Below are 14,975 nucleotides of genomic sequence, written 5' to 3'. Positions count from 1 at the left end.
CGCGTGTGCGCGGCGTCAGTCAGCGGGCGTCGAAGAGCAGCCGCGCCTGCAGCATGATCTGGCGGCCGTAGATGTCGTAGTTCTGGTCGTCGAAGTAGGGATAGCTGCCGAAGGTGGAGTCGTGCGGCGGCATCTTGTTGGCAAGGTTGTCCAGCGCGAGCAGGAACGCAAGCCGGCGCGCGGGTTCGTAGCCGAGGGTCCAGTTGAAGGTGACCCATGGGTGCAGCCGCGCCGCGCCCGGATAGCCCGCGCCGTGGAGCACGGTCGCCTGGTTGGGCGAGGTGCCGTAGCGGCGACCGTACAAGGTGCTGGTCCAGGCGCCGCCCGGGCTGGTCCAGCCCAGCGCCCCGGTGAACATGTCGTGCGGGCCGGTGACCTGCACCTGCAGCGGCAGGCCGGTCGCGTAGCGGATGTCGTGGTGGATCTGGCCGCTGTAGTCCAACTCCAGGCGGAAGCTGCCGCGGCGGGTGGGCGCGAAGCGGTAGCGCAGCGCGGCGAACATCGAGCGCACCGTCTCGCTGGACAGGTTGACGTAGGTGGTGGTCATGCTGTCGATCGGTCCGCCCGGCGTCGAGCGCCGGACCTGGCCGTCGACCGGGTTGGTCAGCGCGCGGCAGTACGCCGACGCCGGATCGAGCAGGCCGAGCCGGCAGCGGGCTTCGTCGAAGGACAGCAGGTCCACGTTCTGCATCGCCTCCTCGTTGCGGATGGCGATGTGGAGATAGTCGATGCTGAGGTCCAGCCGGGCGGTGGGTGACCAGGCGGCGCCGAGCGACCAGCTGCGCGCGTCGGTGGGCTTGAGCGCGGGGTTGGCCAGCGTGGTGCCGCGCACGGGATAGGCATACGCGCTGCAGTCGGCAGCCCCGGCCAGCGCGCACCGGTAGAAGTCGGTCACCGTGGCGTAGTAGCCCGAGGGGCTGATGAACAGCGCGGAAAGGTCCGGTGCCTTGAAGGCGGTGGTGTAGTTCGTGCGCAGCAGCAAGGTGTCGAACGGGCGGTATTCCACGCCTACGCGGTAGGTGTAGCGGTGGCTGGCGCGGACCGGATCGCCGTAGCGGTCGTAGCGGCCGGACAGGTCCAGGGTCAGTGGCTTCAGCAGCGGCAGGTTCAGCTCGAACGCAGCGGCGGCATGCGGGCGATGGCCGCCCCCGCCCGACGCGGTGTGCTGGTACGCCAGCTGTGCCAGGAACAGCGGATCGAGCGGCTCGTGCCAGGCTTCGCCGCCGGCCTCGACCAGCGCGGCGAAGCCGGCGTCGCCGCCGGGCAGGCTGAACCAGGCGGTGTTGCCCACGGTGAGACGGGTGGCGTCGAGACGGGTGTCGCTGGCCTCGCTCGCGTACTGCGCGAAGCTGGCGTACTGGGCGGGCGTGATGGCGCCGAAGAAGGCTGCGTAGTCGCTGCGGTAGAGCGGCAGGCCGCTGGCCGGGTCGGTCGTGCCGGTGGCACCCAGCAGGGCGTCGAAAAAGCGGTTCACGCGCGGCGTGACCAGCAGCGGCTCGTCCACGTGCGTGTTGTCGCCGCTGCGCAGGTGGTAGAGGTCCCAGGTCCAGCCGGAGTTGCCGAAGTTGCCGTTCGCCCCCAGGTCGACCTGGTAAAGCTGGTCGCGCTGGCGCGCCATCTGGCCCCAGGCGCCGCCAGGCACTTCCTCGGGCGCGAAAACCCGTTCCGGGTAGAGGATCCGGCCGCTGGCGGCATCTTCGATGGCGCCGCCCGGCAGGCTGTCCGAGGTCCAGTATGTCGGGCCCGGATACCAGCGCTGCTGCTGCCAGTTCCACATCGCGTCGGCATACAGCCGCAACCGCTCGCTCGGGTGGTAGCGCAGCTTCAGCAGGCCGTCGTAGCTGCGCTCCCGGTTGCTGTAGGTGCGCCAGGCGTCACGGCGCGGCGAACCGCAATAGCGATCGCCCGTGCCGCTGCCGACCAGCATGGTGCTGCCGGCGAAGAGGTTGTCGTCGCAGCCGGCGGGGGGATCGAGGTGGCCGTGCGGGTAGCCGTCGAAGCCCGCCGGCGTGCCGTAGTCCAGGATGCCGGCCTGGACCGGGGGCGTGCGGTGCTGCGGGCCGGTGCCGTCGGTGAGCGGGCGCTGGTAACCCCAGATCGGATCGGCGTTGGAGAACTCCAGTGCGCCCACGATCTCCCAGCGCCCCAGCGTGCGGCCCCAGCTGAAGGTCATGCGCTGGCTGGCGCCGCCACCGGCCGGGTAGTGGCCGGCGTGCAGTTCCACCGCGCCGCCGTGCAGTCGCGAGCGAGTGACGATGTTGATCACGCCGCCGATCGCCTGGGAGCCGTAGATCGCCGAGCCGCCGCCGGCCATCACGTCGATGTGGTCGACCATCGACAGCGGCAGGTTGGTCACGCTGGCGGCGATGGTGGTGCCGTTGTAGGGGCGGCCGAACCGCGCCAGCGGCTTGCCGTCCACCAGGACCAGGGTGAACTGCGGGCTGAGCCCGAACAGGCTGATGGGCTGCGCGCCCTGGGTGAACGAGCCGGCGGTTTGCGGCCCCTGCACCGACCCGGTGGCGAACACCATGTTGCGCAGCGCCTCGGACACGCTGCTGAAGCCGCGCGCCTGGATCTGCGCGGCGGTGAGGGTGAGCACCGGGGTGGCGGTCTGCACGCTGGCATTGCCGATCAGCGTGCCGGTGACCGAGACCGTGGCCAAGGTGGGCACCACGGCCTTCTTCACGGGCGCGCGCAGCGGAACGACGCGCGGGCTGGCAGGCGGCGGCCCCGGCAGCAGCACGAAGCTGGAGCCGCCCAGGTCGCGCCAACCCAGTCCGGTGCCGGCCAGCAGCCGCGCGAGCGCCTCGTCGGGGCTGAAGCGGCCGGTCAGGCCGCGCGTGCGCCGGCCGGCTACCAGCCCCGGCGCGTAGGCCACCTGCACGCCGCCCTGCACCGCCAGTGCATCCAGGGCCTGGTCGAGGGGCTCGGGCGGGATGGCATAGGCATGTTGCGGCACCGGTCGGACGACGGCCGCAGGCGCGTCGGCGAGCACGGGCAGCGCGAGGGGGGCCAGCAGGTATGCCACGACCCGGAGCAACGGCAGTGTCCCTTTCGTCGTACTTGCGCGCCTCGCACGCATGCAGCCCCCGAGTCTGCCTTGCTTCAGCGGTACGGCATGTCCGCCCGGGCGGTCATGCACCTGCATCATACGATCATGCCGCGGACGCCCCCGGCCGAAGACGATCGGGGCGCCCCGGCGGGCGAGGAGCACGCCGGTCACCGGGGGCCGGGCCTGCCGGAGGCATGTCCGGTGCGCACGGCTGCCGCTCGGGCTGCAGGGATTCCGGGTGTGCAGGATATTGCAGTCGCTGGCGTACCGACCGTGTCATGGATCACCTTCAGCCTCGGGACGGCTGGGTGGTCCGCTCATTCGCGGCTCGGCTGGGTGCCCGCCTGTTTCGCGGCCGCGCCGGTCTGCTGCGGGGGCAGCAGCAGTACGCGGCTGGCACTCACGTAGCGGGCCTGCACCGGCCAGCCCTTCTGCAGCAGTTGCAGCAGCGTCTGCGGATCGTGGGCATTGAACACGCCGCTGACGCGCAGACCGGCCAGGGACGGATCGCCGATCGCCATCTGCAGGTGGTTGTAGCGGTTCATCTCCCCAAGGAGCTCCGGCAGCCGCCAGTCGTGGACGAACAGCTTGCCCTCGGTCCAGCCCTCGGCGGCCTGCAGGTCGGCCGGCTGCGGTGGCGAGATGCGGCCATCGCGGCCGAACCACACCTGATTGCCGCCCTGGCTCAGCGACACCCGCTCGGTGGCATGGTCAGGCGCGGCGGCGGCAACATCCACGGCACCCTTGAGCAGGGTGACGCTGGTGCAATCCGCATCCGTGCGCACCTGGAACACCGTGCCGATGTCGGTGACGACGCCGTTGCCGGCATGCACCGCGAAGGGATGCCGCGGATCGTGGCGCACCGCGAACTGGGCGCGTCCGTGCAGCAGGTCCACCCGGCGCTGCTGCCCGTCGTAGCGCACCAGCAGGCTGGACTGGGCGTCCAGCGTCACGGTGGTGCCGTCGGCCAAACGGATGCTGCGCTGCTGGCCGGTGGATGTCTGGTAGGCGACGCCGGCCGCGGGGACCTCGCCGGCGCGCCAGCGCGGCAGCAGCACCAGTACCGCCACGGCCGTGCTGGCCACGGCGGCCACCGCCGGCAGCAGGAAACGGATACGCCGGTACCAGGGTGCGGGCGGTTCCTCGTGCAAGGCGCGCCAGGCGGCCGCCGCCAGCGCCGGATGGCGCACGGCGTCGGCGCTCTGCCGCCACAGCTGGTCCAGTTCGCGCCAGGCCGCGGCATGGGCAGGGTCGGCATCGTGCCAGCGCTGGAAAGCGGCGCGCTCGGCGGCGGAGATGTCCGGTTCGAGCATGCGCGCGAACCAGAGCTCGGCCTCGCCGGGGCGGCTGCCGGTCGTCGCTTTCGATGTGGTCCCTGTACCCATGTCTGTCAAAACGTATCCGCGAAGGAATCGCCTACCTTGCGACGCAGCAAGGCCATGGCCGTGGCGATGTGTTTTTCCACCATTTTCACTGAAATCCCGCAGCGCGCGGCGATCTGGTCGCGGCTGAGCCCGTGCGCCCGCTTGAGCAGGTACACGCGCTGGCACTTGGGGGGCAGGGACAGGATCGCCTCGCTGAGGCGGGCCACCTGCTGGTCGTAGGCGGCGCGCTGCTCGGGAGTGTGCTCGTCCGCCACCAGCGGCAGGTCGTCCAGCGGCACGTGCTCGCTGCTGCGCCGGCTGGTGGCGGCGCGGTACTGGTCGTGCGCGACGTTGGCGGCGATGCGGTAGAGCAGGGCCCTCCACGCGTCGGGCGATTCCCGGTCGCGGTAGCGCAACAGTCGCGCGAGGCTTTCCTGCAGCACGTCCTCGGCGTCCTGTTCGGTGGCCGTGCGCGAGCGCAGGAACTGCAGCAGCGGGCGGCGGTGCTCGCGCACGAACGCGTCGAAAACGCTCGCATCCGCGGCCGCTTCCGGCACTGTCAGCGACACGGCCGACGTATTGTCCTGAGGACTGCGCATGCTTCGGACGGTTTTCCTCTCCCCGGCGGGGGAATGTGCGGCATGGCGCAGGCGCAGCGCAACCCGCGCCGCAGCAGGCGTTCAGTTTCGGGTGCCGGGCCTGGAGCTGCGCCGGATGCCGGCCACGGGCACGGCCGGTTCCTCCGGGCAGGCCGCGGATCGGCCGGGCATGATTCGTTCAGGCGGGCGGCAGGCCAAAGAATGCCTCTGCGGTCGCCGTGCTGTGCGCCGCGGTGGTTTCCGCCGCTTCGCCGCGGTCGCGCGCGATCTCCATGCAGATGTGCCGGAGGTACATCGGCTCGTTGCGCCGGTGCGAGGGTTGCGGCCGCACGGTGCGCGGCAGCAGGTAGGGCGCGTCGGTCTCGATCATCAGCCGGTTGGCGGGGATCCCGCGCACCAGCTCGCGCAGATGGGTGCCGCGGCGCTCGTCGCAGATCCAGCCGGTGATGCCGATGTGGCAGTCCAGCGCGAGGTAGTCGGCGAGCGCTTCGCGGCTGTCGGTGAAACAGTGCACCACCGCGGCGGGGACCCTGTCGCGCCAGCGCCGCAGCAGGGCGACGAAGTCCCCGTGCGCATCGCGCTGGTGCAGGAACAGCGGCTTGCCCAGTTCCGCCGCGATCGCGAGCTGGCGCTCGAACGCGCGCAGCTGCGTCTCGCGCGGCGAGTAGTTGCGGTGGTAATCCAGCCCGGTCTCGCCCACTGCACGCACCGCAGGATCCTGCGCGAGCTCGCGCAGCTGCGCGTCGGTGGCGTCGTCGTAGTCCACCGCGTGGTGCGGATGCACGCCGGCGGTGGCCCACAGCACGCCCGGATGCGCATGCGCCAGCGCCAGCGCGTGCTCGCTGCCCTCGCGCGAGGCGCCGGTGACGATCATCCGGCCCACACCGTGTTCCCGCGCTCGCTGCAGCACCGCGTCGAAGTCGTGGCGGAAGGATTCGTGGCCGAGGTTGGCGCCGATGTCGACCAGTTGCATGGGGGAACCCGGTGGAAAACGCCATTGTCCCAGAGTGGAACAAGGCGGCAAGCCGGTTGCCGGACACGGGGCCGCCGCGCCGCGCTCGCCAGCCGCTTCGCCGTTGTGCTACCTATGCAGGCTCGCCGGTCGCACGTGGGGGGTACGGCCGGAAAGGCGTTCTACTACGGACAAGCGGCAATTCACGAGCGGGGTGGGCGTATGTCGGCAGTCATCCAGCCGGCGCAGGATGGAGGGTCCCGGGCGGTCGCCGACGACCGCGAGGCGGCGGTGTGTGCGCTGCTGGTGGCACGAGGCCGCCTCAAGGACGGCGACCTGGTCCGGGCGCGCCGCCTGCACGAGGAAGCCACCGAGGGCAGCCTTACCGCGCTGCTGGCGCGGCTGGGTCTGGTCAACGAGCGCGAGCTGGCCGAGGCGTGGTCCGAACTGCTCGGCGTGCCGATGCTGGCGGCGCGCGAGGCGCCGGAACTCGCGCCGCCCGATCTCGAGCTCTCGCTGCGTTTCCTCAAGCAGCAGCACGTGGTACCGGTGAGCGACGGCGACGGCGGTCTCGCGCTGGTGATGGCCGATCCCGCCGACCCGTACCCGCTGCAGGCGGTGACGCTGGCGGCGGGCCGTCCGGTGGCGCTGCGCATCGGCCTGCGCTCGGAGATCGACGACCTGATCGAACGCTATTACGGCAGCGGCCGTTCCGCGATGGGCACCATCGTGGAGAACATCGACGGCGGCGCCAGCGAGGTGGACGACGTGGAGCACCTGCGCGACCTTGCCAGCGAGGCGCCGGTGATCCGCCTGGTCAACCTCATCCTGCAGCGCGCGGTGGAACAGCGCGCCTCGGACGTGCACATCGAGCCGTTCGAGAACCGCCTGAAGGTGCGCTACCGCATCGACGGCGTGCTGCACGAGGTGGAGGCGCCGCCGGCATCGAGCACCGCCGCGGTGATCTCGCGCGTGAAGATCATGGCCAAGCTCAACATCGCCGAGCGGCGCCTGCCGCAGGACGGCCGCATCCAGCTGCGCGTGCAGGGCAAGGAGCTGGACCTGCGCGTGTCCACCGTGCCGACCAGTTTCGGCGAGTCGGTGGTGATGCGCATCCTGGATCGCGAATCGGTGGTGTTCGATTTCGCCTCGCTGGGTTTCACCGACAGTTTCCAGTCGCGCTTCGTCGAGGTGCTGCAGCGGCCGCACGGCATCCTGCTGGTCACCGGCCCCACCGGCTCGGGCAAGACCACCACGCTGTATACCGCGCTGTCGAAGATCAACACGCCCGACGTGAAGATCATCACCGTCGAGGACCCGGTCGAATACCAGATCGAGGGGATCAACCAGATCCAGGCCAAGCCGCAGATCGGGCTGGACTTCGCCGCGGCGCTGCGCTCGATCGTGCGCCAGGACCCTGACGTGATCATGATCGGCGAGATGCGCGACCTGGAGACCTGCCGCATCGCGATCCAGTCCGCGCTCACCGGCCACCTGGTGCTGTCCACGCTGCACACCAACAGCGCGGCCGGCGGCATCACCCGCCTGCTCGACATGGGCGTGGAGGACTACCTGCTCGGCTCCACCGTGAACGGCATCCTGGCGCAGCGGCTGGTGCGCCGGCTCGATCCGGAGACGGCGGTGCCCTACGAGCCCTCTCCCGAGGTGACCGCCCAGTTCGAGCTGGAGAAATACGCGGGTGGCAGGCCCATCCGGCTGTGGAAGCCCGGCTCCAGCGCCGCCAACCCCAGCGGCTACCGCGGCCGCCAGGCGATCATGGAGTTCCTGGTGATGAGCGACCCGCTGCGCCGCCTGGTCATGCAGCGCGCCGACGCCGGCGAGATCGAGAAGCAGGCCCGCGCCGAGGGCATGCGCACCATGTACGAGGACGGCATCGCCAAGTCGCTCGCCGGCGTCACCACGCTGGAGGAGGTGCTGCGTGTCACGCAGGAGGGTTGACCTGCTCTTTCCCTCATTGCGAGGAATAACTCCCTCTCCCCTGCGGGGAGGGGGCCGGGGTGAGGGGCGGGTGCTTGCCTCGAGGCATGTCCAGAGCGGGCTTGCCGCGAGAGTGACCCCTCACCCCAACCCTCTCCTCGCTCCTCGAAGCTGCAGCCATCCGTGGCCACTCCCCGCGTGCCCCGGAGGGGAGGGGGGGCAAACGTGCCGGGCGGGTTCGCTTGCGTTCGGGGTCGTCGAGGCCTGGGGGCATCGAGTCCCATGAGTCAATTCAGATATAGAGCCGTCAGCGAAACCGGCGAGTTGCTGCAAGGCCAGATGGAGGCGGCCAGCGTCGACGAGGTGGTGGCGCGGCTGCAGGACCAGGGCCACACACCACTGGAGGCGCAGCCCGCCGACGCGATGGGCGGCGGCTCCGGCTTCGCGGCGCTGTTCAAGCGCGGCGCGTTCACCGGCGACCAGCTCGCGCAGTTCACCCACCAGTTGGCGACCCTGCTCGGCGCGGGCCAGCCGCTGGACCGCGCGCTCGGCATCCTGATGGACCTGCCGGAGGGCGAGCGCGCGAAGAAGCTGATCGAGCGCGTGCGCGACCGCGTGCGCGGTGGCATGCCGCTGTCGCAGGCGCTCGACGAGGAACACGGGGTGTTCCCGAAGCTGTACGTCGCGCTGGTGCGCGCGGGCGAGGCGGGCGGCTCGCTGGAGGAGACGCTGCGCCGGCTCGCCGACTACCTTGAACGCTCGCAGCAGCTGCGCGGCAGCATCATCAACTCGCTGATCTACCCGGCCTTCCTGCTGGTGGGTGTGCTGGGCTCGCTGGTGCTGCTCTTGGCGTACGTGGTGCCGCAGTTCGTGCCGATCTTCCAGGACATGCAGGTGCAGCTGCCGTGGGTCACCGAGCTGGTGCTGGCGCTGGGCAATGCCTTGCAGGCGTGGTGGTGGCTGATCCTGCTGCTGATCGCCGGCGGTGTGTTCGTGCTGCGCGCGCGCCTGCGCGATCCCGCGACGCGGCTGGCCTGGGATGCGCGCGTGCTGCGCCTGCGCGTGGCCGGCCCGCTGCTGCTCAAGGTGCAGACCGCACGCATCGCCCGCACGCTGGGCACGCTGCTGAAGAACGGCGTGCCGCTGCTCGGCGCGCTGTCCATCGCGCGCCAGGTCACCGCCAACCGCGCGCTGGACGAGGCGCTGGCACAGGCGCACGAGCAGGTGAAGGAAGGCTCCGGGCTCAGCCTCGCCCTGGCGCAGACCAAGGTGTTCCCGCGCCTCGCGCTGCAGATGGTGCAGGTGGGCGAGGAGGCCGGCGAGCTGGACGGCATGCTGCTCAAGGTGGCCGACACCTTCGAGCTGGAGAGCCGCCGCTCGATCGACCGCCTGCTCGCCGCGCTGGTGCCCGCGCTCACCGTGGTGATGACCGTGCTGGTGGGCTTCATCATGGCGGCGATCCTGCTGCCGCTGCTCAGCCTCACCAGCAATATCCAGTAGCGCCCGATTCCCGATTCCCGATTCCGACGATGCCACGAGGCCACACCATGCAGCACAGACACATCCGAATCCGACGCCGCGCGAGTGGCTTCACCCTGCTGGAAATGCTCGCGGTGATCGTGCTGATCGGCATCGTGGGCGCCGTGGTGGTGACCCAGGTCGGCAAGAACATGGACAAGGGCAAGTACGGCGCCGGCAAGGCCCAGCTGGTGACCCTGGGCCAGAAGATCGAGAACTATGCGCTGGACAACGGCACGCCGCCGCAGCAACTGGGGGATCTGGTGACCAAGCCCGCGAACGCGCCGAACTGGCAAGGGCCGTATGCGAAGGAGTCCGAACTCAAGGATCCCTGGCAGCACGCGTTCGGCTACAAGTACCCCGGCGAGCACGGCAACTTCGACCTGATCTTCTACGGCCGCGACGGCAAGCCCGGCGGCGACGGCTACGACAAGGACGTGGGCAACTGGCAGTAGGCACGCAGGCATGGGTCGGGTAGCTCGCCAGGTGGGATCGTCCGCACTCCCGCATGCGGGGCGGCGTGCGTGCGGCTTCACCCTGCTGGAGATGCTCGTCGTGATCCTGCTGATCGGCATCGCGGCGGCGGCGGTGTCGGTGTCGGTGACGCAGGGGCTGGCCAGCGCGCGCATCAACGCGGCCAGCGGCGAGATCGCCGCTGCGCTGCGCGCCACCCGGGCGCAGGCGATCGTACAGGGCAAGGAACAGCACTTCGACGTCGACCTGCGCGCCGGCACCTACAGCGACGCGAAGCGCAAGGACGTGCGCCTGCCCAAGGGGCTGAAGCTGTCGGTCACCAGCGCGCTGGAGGACCGCCCGAACCAGCACACCGGGCGCATCCGCTTCTTCCCCGACGGCAGCTCCACCGGCGGTCACATCACGTTGCAGAGCGGCCGCCGTCAATGGCGCATCAACGTGTCGTGGCTCACCGGGCAGGTGGCGGTGGTGGACGAGGTGGCGAAGCGGTGAAGTCCGGGATACGCCATGCGGGGTCGGGGATACGGGATTCGGAACTCGGATCCCGCAGGCGTCGTGTTGCCCGCGCTGGCGGTTTGCGCCACGCCGGATCCGCGGTTTCCCGTTCCCGGCAGCGGGGTTTCTCCCTGCTGGAGGTGATCGCCGCCATGCTGCTGCTGGCGATCGCCTTCGCCGCGCTGATGAAGGTGGCCGGCGGCGCGATCGCGCTGTCGCGCAACGCGGCCGTGCACGACGAGGTGGCGTTGCGGGCCCGCAGCCTGCTCGACAGCGCGTACGTAGGCGAGCCCCTGCGGCCCGGGCAGCGCAGCGGCGTCCTCGACCACGCCTACCGCTGGCAGCTGGACGTGACGCCGTGGAATCCGCCCGGCCCACGCCCGCGCGGCGCGCTGCTGCAGCTCTACCGGCTTGACCTCGCCGTCAGCTGGGGCAGCGCGGCGCATCCGCAGGTCGCGCATTTCAGCACCCTGCGGCTGGGCGCGCCGACGGCACCGGACGGGGCCGCGCCATGACGCGCCAGCGCGGCTTCACCCTGCTGGAGGTGCTGGGCGCGCTGGCGCTGCTGGCGCTGCTGCTGGTGGGCGTGTACGGCGGCGTGCGCAGCGCGATCCACGGCGTGCGCTCGGGCAGCGCCGCGATCGCGCGGATGGACGACATCGGTTCGGCGCAACGCTTCCTGCGCCGCGAGCTGGCCCAGGCGCTGGCCCAGCCGATCGGCCGCGACGACCGCGGGCGGCCGATCCTGTTCGCCGGCAGCGAACACGAGATGCGCTACGTGGCGCCGTTGCCGGGCTACCTCGGCAAGCTGGGCCCGCAATTGCAGGTGCTGCGGCTGGTGGACGGCGGCAAGGACGGCCAGCGGCTGGAGCTGAGCCTGGCCCTGCTGCCGCCGGACAACCAGCCGCCGAAGCCGCTGGGCAAGCCGCAGGTGCTGCTTGACCACCTCAAGGGCGGCAGCTTCGGCTACCGTGGCCGCGATGCGCAGAACCGCCAGCTGCCGTGGAGCGGCGACTGGACCGACGGCAGCCGCCTGCCGCAACTGGTGCGTATCCGCCTGCAGCCGCACGGTGGCTACGGCTGGCCGGAGCTGGACGTGCCGCTGCGGGTCGACGCCTCGGCGGTGGTAGGCCGGGTCGGCCTGTTGCCGGGCAGCCTGCCGGCCGGAGGGGCGCCATGAGGCGGCCCGTGCGGCAACGCGGCGTGGCCCTGCTGCTGGTGCTGTGGGCATGCACGCTGCTGGCGATCCTGCTCGGCGGTTACGCCGTGCTGGCACGCACGCAGGCGCTGCAGACGCGCTACCAGTTCGCGCAGACGCGTGCCCACTACGCCGCGGAGGCGGGCGTGATGCGGGCGATCTACGCGGTGGAGGATCCGCTCCCCTTGCGGCGCTGGGTGGGCGACGGCCGCGTCTATCCGTTCCGCTTCGACGGCGCCGCGGTCAGCGTGGCGGTGACCGACGAGGGCGGCAAGGTGGACCTCAACACGGCCACGCCCGAGGTGCTGCAGCGCTTGTTCCACGCCGCCGGGCTGGACATCGCCGCGGCGAACGAACTGGCCGCGCGCGTGGTGGCGTGGCGCAGCTTTCCCCGTCCCGGCATCGAGCTCGCGGACGACCGCGCCGCCTACGCGGCGGCCGGCCGCGACTACGGCCCGCGCCACGGCCCGTTCGCCAGCCTGCAGGAGCTGCAGCTGGTGCTGGGCATGACGCCGCAGCTGTACCGCAAGATCGAGCCGGTCATCACGATCTGGTCCGGGCAGGCTTTTCCCGATCCGAATACCGCGCCGCCACTCGCGCTGGCCGCGATCCCCGGGCTCGATCCGCAGCAGCTGCAGGCGCTCAAGGCGGCGCGGGAGCGCAACAGCCGCGAGGCCGCACCGGCGATCGGCGGCGGCATCACGCACAGCATCCGCGCCGAGGCGGTGCTGGCCGACGGCACGCGCGCGGTGATCCGCGCCACGGTACGCTTTCAGGCGGGGGGCATGACCGCGCAGCCGTACAGGGTGCTGCGCTGGCAGGAGGGCGACGAAGAATGAGTGCGGGGATGCAGTCGCTGCGGCCACTGCTGGAACAAACGCGCCGCGGCTGGCGGGCTTCGCCGCTGCCGGCGTTCTTCGCGTGGTGGGGCGGCGAGCTGCGCGCGCTGCTGCCGCCGCGCTGGCGCAGCCTGCTGGGCGAGGGCGCCAGCTGGCACCTGCTGGAACACGCAGGCGGCGACTGGCGGCTGCGCCGCAGCGGGCAGGCCGAACCGCTGGCGCGCTGGAGCGACAGCCTCGACGCGGTCGCGCAGCAGGCGGAACTGGCGACGGCCTGGCAGGGCGTGGAGCGCGAGGATCGCCGGCTGGCGCTGCTGCTGCCGGCCGCGGCGGTGCTGCGGCGTACGCTGCAGCTGCCGCTGGCGGCGCGCGCGAACCTGCGCCAGGTGGCGGCGTTCGAGATGGACCGGCAGACCCCGTTCAGCGCGGCACAGGTCTATTACGCCGTGCGCGAGTTGGCGCAGCCGGCGGCGGCCGGGCGTTGCGCCGTGGAACTGCTGGCGGTGCGCCGCGACACGCTGGACCCGCTGCTGGAGCGGCTGCACGTGCTGGGCATCCCGGTCGACGCGGTGGACCTGGCGCAGGACGCCGGCCGCCTCGGCGTCGACCTGCTGCCGCCCGGACAGGCGCCGCATCGCACGCGCCCGCGGCTGCGGCTGAACCTGCTGCTCGCGGCTGCCTGCGTGCTGCTGCTGCTGCTCTCGATGGGCAGCTGGCTGCGCAACCGCGAGAGCGCGCTGGCGCAGATGCAGGCGCAGGTCGAGGCCATGCACGGCGAGGCGCAACAGGTGGCGAACCTGCGCAAGCAGCTGCAGGACGACGCCGGCGCGGCCGGTTTCCTGGCGCAGCGCAAGGCGCAGCGCGCCACGACGCTCGGCGTGCTGCTCGACCTCACCCGGCGGCTGCCGTCCAGCGCGTGGCTGGAGCGCTTCAGCCTCGACGACAACGGCCAGGTCGGCTTCCAGGGCCAGAGCCCGCAGGCGGCGAAGCTGCTCGATCTGCTGAAGGGGTCGCCGCTGCTCGACAATGCGAACTTCCAGGGCAGCATCCAGTCCGATCCGGCCACCGGCAAGGAGCGTTTCTACATGGTGGCGCAGCTGCACAAGCCGGCGCCGGAACATGCCGGCGCCACCCAGCCGGCCGCCGGCGGGAGCGCGCCGTGAAGACGCTGAAACTCTCGCCGCGCGACAGCCGCATCGCGGCGGTCGGCCTGCTGCTGCTGGCGCTGCTGCTGGCCTACTTCCTGCTGCTGCACTGGTGGTTCGTGGCGCCGCTGCGCGACATCGCCGCGCAGATGGACGACCTGCGCGACACCCAGAGCCGCTATGCCGCGGCGATCGCCGAGAAGCCGCTGCTGCAGCGGCGCATCGCTGCGCTGGGCGCCGGCCGGGCCGCCAGCAGCGCGTTCCTGCCCGAGGACGACCCGAACACCGCCACCGCCGACCTGATGCAGCGCGTGGTGGACGCGGTGGGCGCACACACCCAAGGCGGCAGTTGCACGGTGACGCAGAAGATGCCGGTGCCCAACCCGCAGGTGGCCGCGGGCGAGCCCTACCGCAAGGCGGCGGCGAGCATCAACCTCAGCTGCGACATCGAGCCGCTGGTGGGGGTACTGCAGTCGCTGGAGCAGGGCACGCCCTACCTGTTCGTGGACAGCCTCAACATCTACCGCAACCCGGTGACCGCGCGGCAGGGCAGCGGGCCATCGCTGGAAGTGCAGTTCACCTTGTCCGGCTACGTGCGTCCCGCCAACACCGCGCCTGCGGGCGCCGCATCGTCGCCCGCGCCGGACGGCGCCGCCGACGCGACGGGAGCGATGCCATGAACGCCGCCAGCCAACGCCGGCTGACCCCGGCCCTGGTGATCCTCGCGCTGCTGCTGGGCGCGTTGTGGCTGGCGTTGCTGGCCGGGCTCGGCCGTGGTGTGCGCTGGAACGCACCGCGCGCCGCACGCCTGCCACCCGCGTCCAACCGGCCCGCCAGCCTGCCCACGTCGGTGCCGCTGGCGGAATTCGCGCCGGTGTGGCAGCAATCGCTGTTCAGCCCCGACCGCAAGCCCGAGGCGCACGCGGCCAGCGGCGGCAGCAGCCTCGGCGACCTGGCGCTGACCGGCATCATCCTCACCCCGCAGCTGCACATGGCGCTGCTGCACGACAAGAACGGCGACAAGGAGCTGCGCCTGCGCGAGGGGCAGTCGCTGCCCGACGGCAGCCTCAGCCTGGTCGAGGTGAAGCCGCGCTCGGTGGTCCTCGATTCCGCGCAGGGCCGCACCGAACTGAAGCTGCCTGCCGGCGCGCCGATCGACGCCCCGAAGGCGGCGCCCGCGCCCGCCGCGGTACCCGCGGGTGCGCCCAGGGAGGCCGCCGGCCCGGCCGGCGCCGACAGCGTGCAGCGGGTGGAGCCGCTGAACCGGAACGGCGCGCCGCGGATGGCGCCGCCGCCCCAGTACAGCCCGCAGCAACTCGATCGCCTGCGTAAACTCAAGGCCGCGATCCTGCAACGCCGCGCCGCCGGCCAGGCCGCGAACCACGAAGGAGCCCACTGATC

The 14,975-nt window shown here is 71.6% G+C and carries 14 protein-coding genes; 10 read left to right on the top strand and 4 right to left on the bottom strand.

Annotated elements, in window-relative coordinates; genetic code table 11:
- Positions 1 to 19: 19 nt before the first annotated feature.
- The 4 genes from ACQGNW_RS02985 to ACQGNW_RS02970 all read right to left on the bottom strand — a co-directional run bounded on the left by ACQGNW_RS02985 (position 20) and on the right by ACQGNW_RS02970 (position 5,988).
- Positions 20 to 3,028 (bottom strand): TonB-dependent receptor, encoded by a 3,009-nt coding sequence (locus tag ACQGNW_RS02985; protein ID WP_426661576.1) that lies wholly within the window; start codon positions 3,026 to 3,028, stop codon positions 20 to 22.
- A 341-nt stretch (positions 3,029 to 3,369) separates the two neighbouring features.
- Positions 3,370 to 4,437 carry a FecR family protein gene (locus ACQGNW_RS02980; RefSeq protein WP_426661575.1) on the bottom strand — a complete coding sequence of 356 codons (1,068 nt, stop codon included), beginning with the start codon at positions 4,435 to 4,437 and terminating at the stop codon, positions 3,370 to 3,372.
- Between the two features lie 5 nt (positions 4,438 to 4,442).
- The gene (locus ACQGNW_RS02975) at positions 4,443 to 4,985 is read right to left on the bottom strand and encodes an RNA polymerase sigma factor (protein ID WP_426661574.1); all 543 of its coding nucleotides are present in this window, start codon (positions 4,983 to 4,985) and stop codon (positions 4,443 to 4,445) included.
- A 208-nt stretch (positions 4,986 to 5,193) separates the two neighbouring features.
- Positions 5,194 to 5,988 (bottom strand): TatD family hydrolase, encoded by a 795-nt coding sequence (locus ACQGNW_RS02970; RefSeq protein ID WP_426661573.1) that lies wholly within the window; start codon positions 5,986 to 5,988, stop codon positions 5,194 to 5,196.
- A 201-nt stretch (positions 5,989 to 6,189) separates the two neighbouring features.
- Between ACQGNW_RS02970 and gspE the strand changes: the two genes are divergently transcribed.
- From gspE to ACQGNW_RS02920, 10 genes are all read left to right on the top strand, one after another.
- Positions 6,190 to 7,926: a type II secretion system ATPase GspE gene (gspE, locus tag ACQGNW_RS02965; RefSeq protein WP_426661572.1), complete on the top strand. Its 1,737-nt coding sequence runs from the start codon at positions 6,190 to 6,192 to the stop codon at positions 7,924 to 7,926.
- Between the two features lie 261 nt (positions 7,927 to 8,187).
- A complete protein-coding gene (gene gspF / locus ACQGNW_RS02960) occupies positions 8,188 to 9,405 on the top strand; it encodes a type II secretion system inner membrane protein GspF (protein ID WP_426661571.1) in 1,218 nt (405 codons plus the stop codon).
- Between the two features lie 47 nt (positions 9,406 to 9,452).
- On the top strand, positions 9,453 to 9,878 hold the full coding sequence (gene gspG / locus ACQGNW_RS02955; protein WP_426661570.1) for a type II secretion system major pseudopilin GspG: 426 nt from the start codon (positions 9,453 to 9,455) through the stop codon (positions 9,876 to 9,878).
- Between the two features lie 10 nt (positions 9,879 to 9,888).
- Entirely contained in the window at positions 9,889 to 10,389 is a 501-nt protein-coding gene (locus ACQGNW_RS02950) for a GspH/FimT family pseudopilin (RefSeq protein WP_426661569.1), read from the top strand.
- 83 nt (positions 10,390 to 10,472) lie between these two features.
- Positions 10,473 to 10,907, top strand: coding sequence for a prepilin-type N-terminal cleavage/methylation domain-containing protein (locus tag ACQGNW_RS02945; RefSeq protein ID WP_426661568.1), 435 nt, complete (start codon positions 10,473 to 10,475; stop codon positions 10,905 to 10,907).
- The gene (locus tag ACQGNW_RS02940; RefSeq protein WP_426661567.1) at positions 10,904 to 11,572 is read left to right on the top strand and encodes a prepilin-type N-terminal cleavage/methylation domain-containing protein; all 669 of its coding nucleotides are present in this window, start codon (positions 10,904 to 10,906) and stop codon (positions 11,570 to 11,572) included. The genes ACQGNW_RS02945 and ACQGNW_RS02940 overlap by 4 nt, the downstream gene beginning before the upstream one ends.
- Positions 11,569 to 12,429 carry a type II secretion system minor pseudopilin gene (locus tag ACQGNW_RS02935; protein ID WP_426661566.1) on the top strand — a complete coding sequence of 287 codons (861 nt, stop codon included), beginning with the start codon at positions 11,569 to 11,571 and terminating at the stop codon, positions 12,427 to 12,429. Before ACQGNW_RS02940 ends, ACQGNW_RS02935 begins: the two co-directional genes overlap by 4 nt.
- The gene (locus ACQGNW_RS02930) at positions 12,426 to 13,592 is read left to right on the top strand and encodes a PilN domain-containing protein (RefSeq protein ID WP_426661565.1); all 1,167 of its coding nucleotides are present in this window, start codon (positions 12,426 to 12,428) and stop codon (positions 13,590 to 13,592) included. Before ACQGNW_RS02935 ends, ACQGNW_RS02930 begins: the two co-directional genes overlap by 4 nt.
- On the top strand, positions 13,589 to 14,254 hold the full coding sequence (gene gspM, locus ACQGNW_RS02925) for a type II secretion system protein GspM (RefSeq protein WP_426661564.1): 666 nt from the start codon (positions 13,589 to 13,591) through the stop codon (positions 14,252 to 14,254). Before ACQGNW_RS02930 ends, gspM begins: the two co-directional genes overlap by 4 nt.
- Entirely contained in the window at positions 14,251 to 14,973 is a 723-nt protein-coding gene (locus tag ACQGNW_RS02920; RefSeq protein ID WP_426661563.1) for a hypothetical protein, read from the top strand. The genes gspM and ACQGNW_RS02920 overlap by 4 nt, the downstream gene beginning before the upstream one ends.
- Positions 14,974 to 14,975: the final 2 nt, after the last annotated feature.

The organism is Rhodanobacter aciditrophus, from assembly GCF_050026795.1.
Lineage (GTDB): Bacteria > Pseudomonadota > Gammaproteobacteria > Xanthomonadales > Rhodanobacteraceae > Rhodanobacter_A.
The sequence above is the reverse complement of the archived record's forward strand: the minus strand, read 5'-3'. Positions and strand labels throughout refer to the sequence as shown.

Bases quoted from the DNA above. Each gene is read 5' to 3' on its own strand.
- ACQGNW_RS02935 (WP_426661566.1), top strand. From the start codon at position 11,569: ATGAGGCGGCCCGTGCGGCAACGCGGCGTGGCCCTGCTGCTGGTGCTG.
- gspE (WP_426661572.1), top strand. From the start codon at position 6,190: ATGTCGGCAGTCATCCAGCCGGCGCAGGATGGAGGGTCCCGGGCGGTC.
- ACQGNW_RS02920 (WP_426661563.1), top strand. From the start codon at position 14,251: ATGAACGCCGCCAGCCAACGCCGGCTGACCCCGGCCCTGGTGATCCTC.
- ACQGNW_RS02950 (WP_426661569.1), top strand. From the start codon at position 9,889: ATGGGTCGGGTAGCTCGCCAGGTGGGATCGTCCGCACTCCCGCATGCG.
- gspF (WP_426661571.1), top strand. From the start codon at position 8,188: ATGAGTCAATTCAGATATAGAGCCGTCAGCGAAACCGGCGAGTTGCTG.
- ACQGNW_RS02970 (WP_426661573.1), bottom strand. From the start codon at position 5,988: ATGCAACTGGTCGACATCGGCGCCAACCTCGGCCACGAATCCTTCCGC.
- ACQGNW_RS02930 (WP_426661565.1), top strand. From the start codon at position 12,426: ATGAGTGCGGGGATGCAGTCGCTGCGGCCACTGCTGGAACAAACGCGC.
- ACQGNW_RS02940 (WP_426661567.1), top strand. From the start codon at position 10,904: ATGACGCGCCAGCGCGGCTTCACCCTGCTGGAGGTGCTGGGCGCGCTG.
- gspG (WP_426661570.1), top strand. From the start codon at position 9,453: ATGCAGCACAGACACATCCGAATCCGACGCCGCGCGAGTGGCTTCACC.
- ACQGNW_RS02980 (WP_426661575.1), bottom strand. From the start codon at position 4,437: ATGGGTACAGGGACCACATCGAAAGCGACGACCGGCAGCCGCCCCGGC.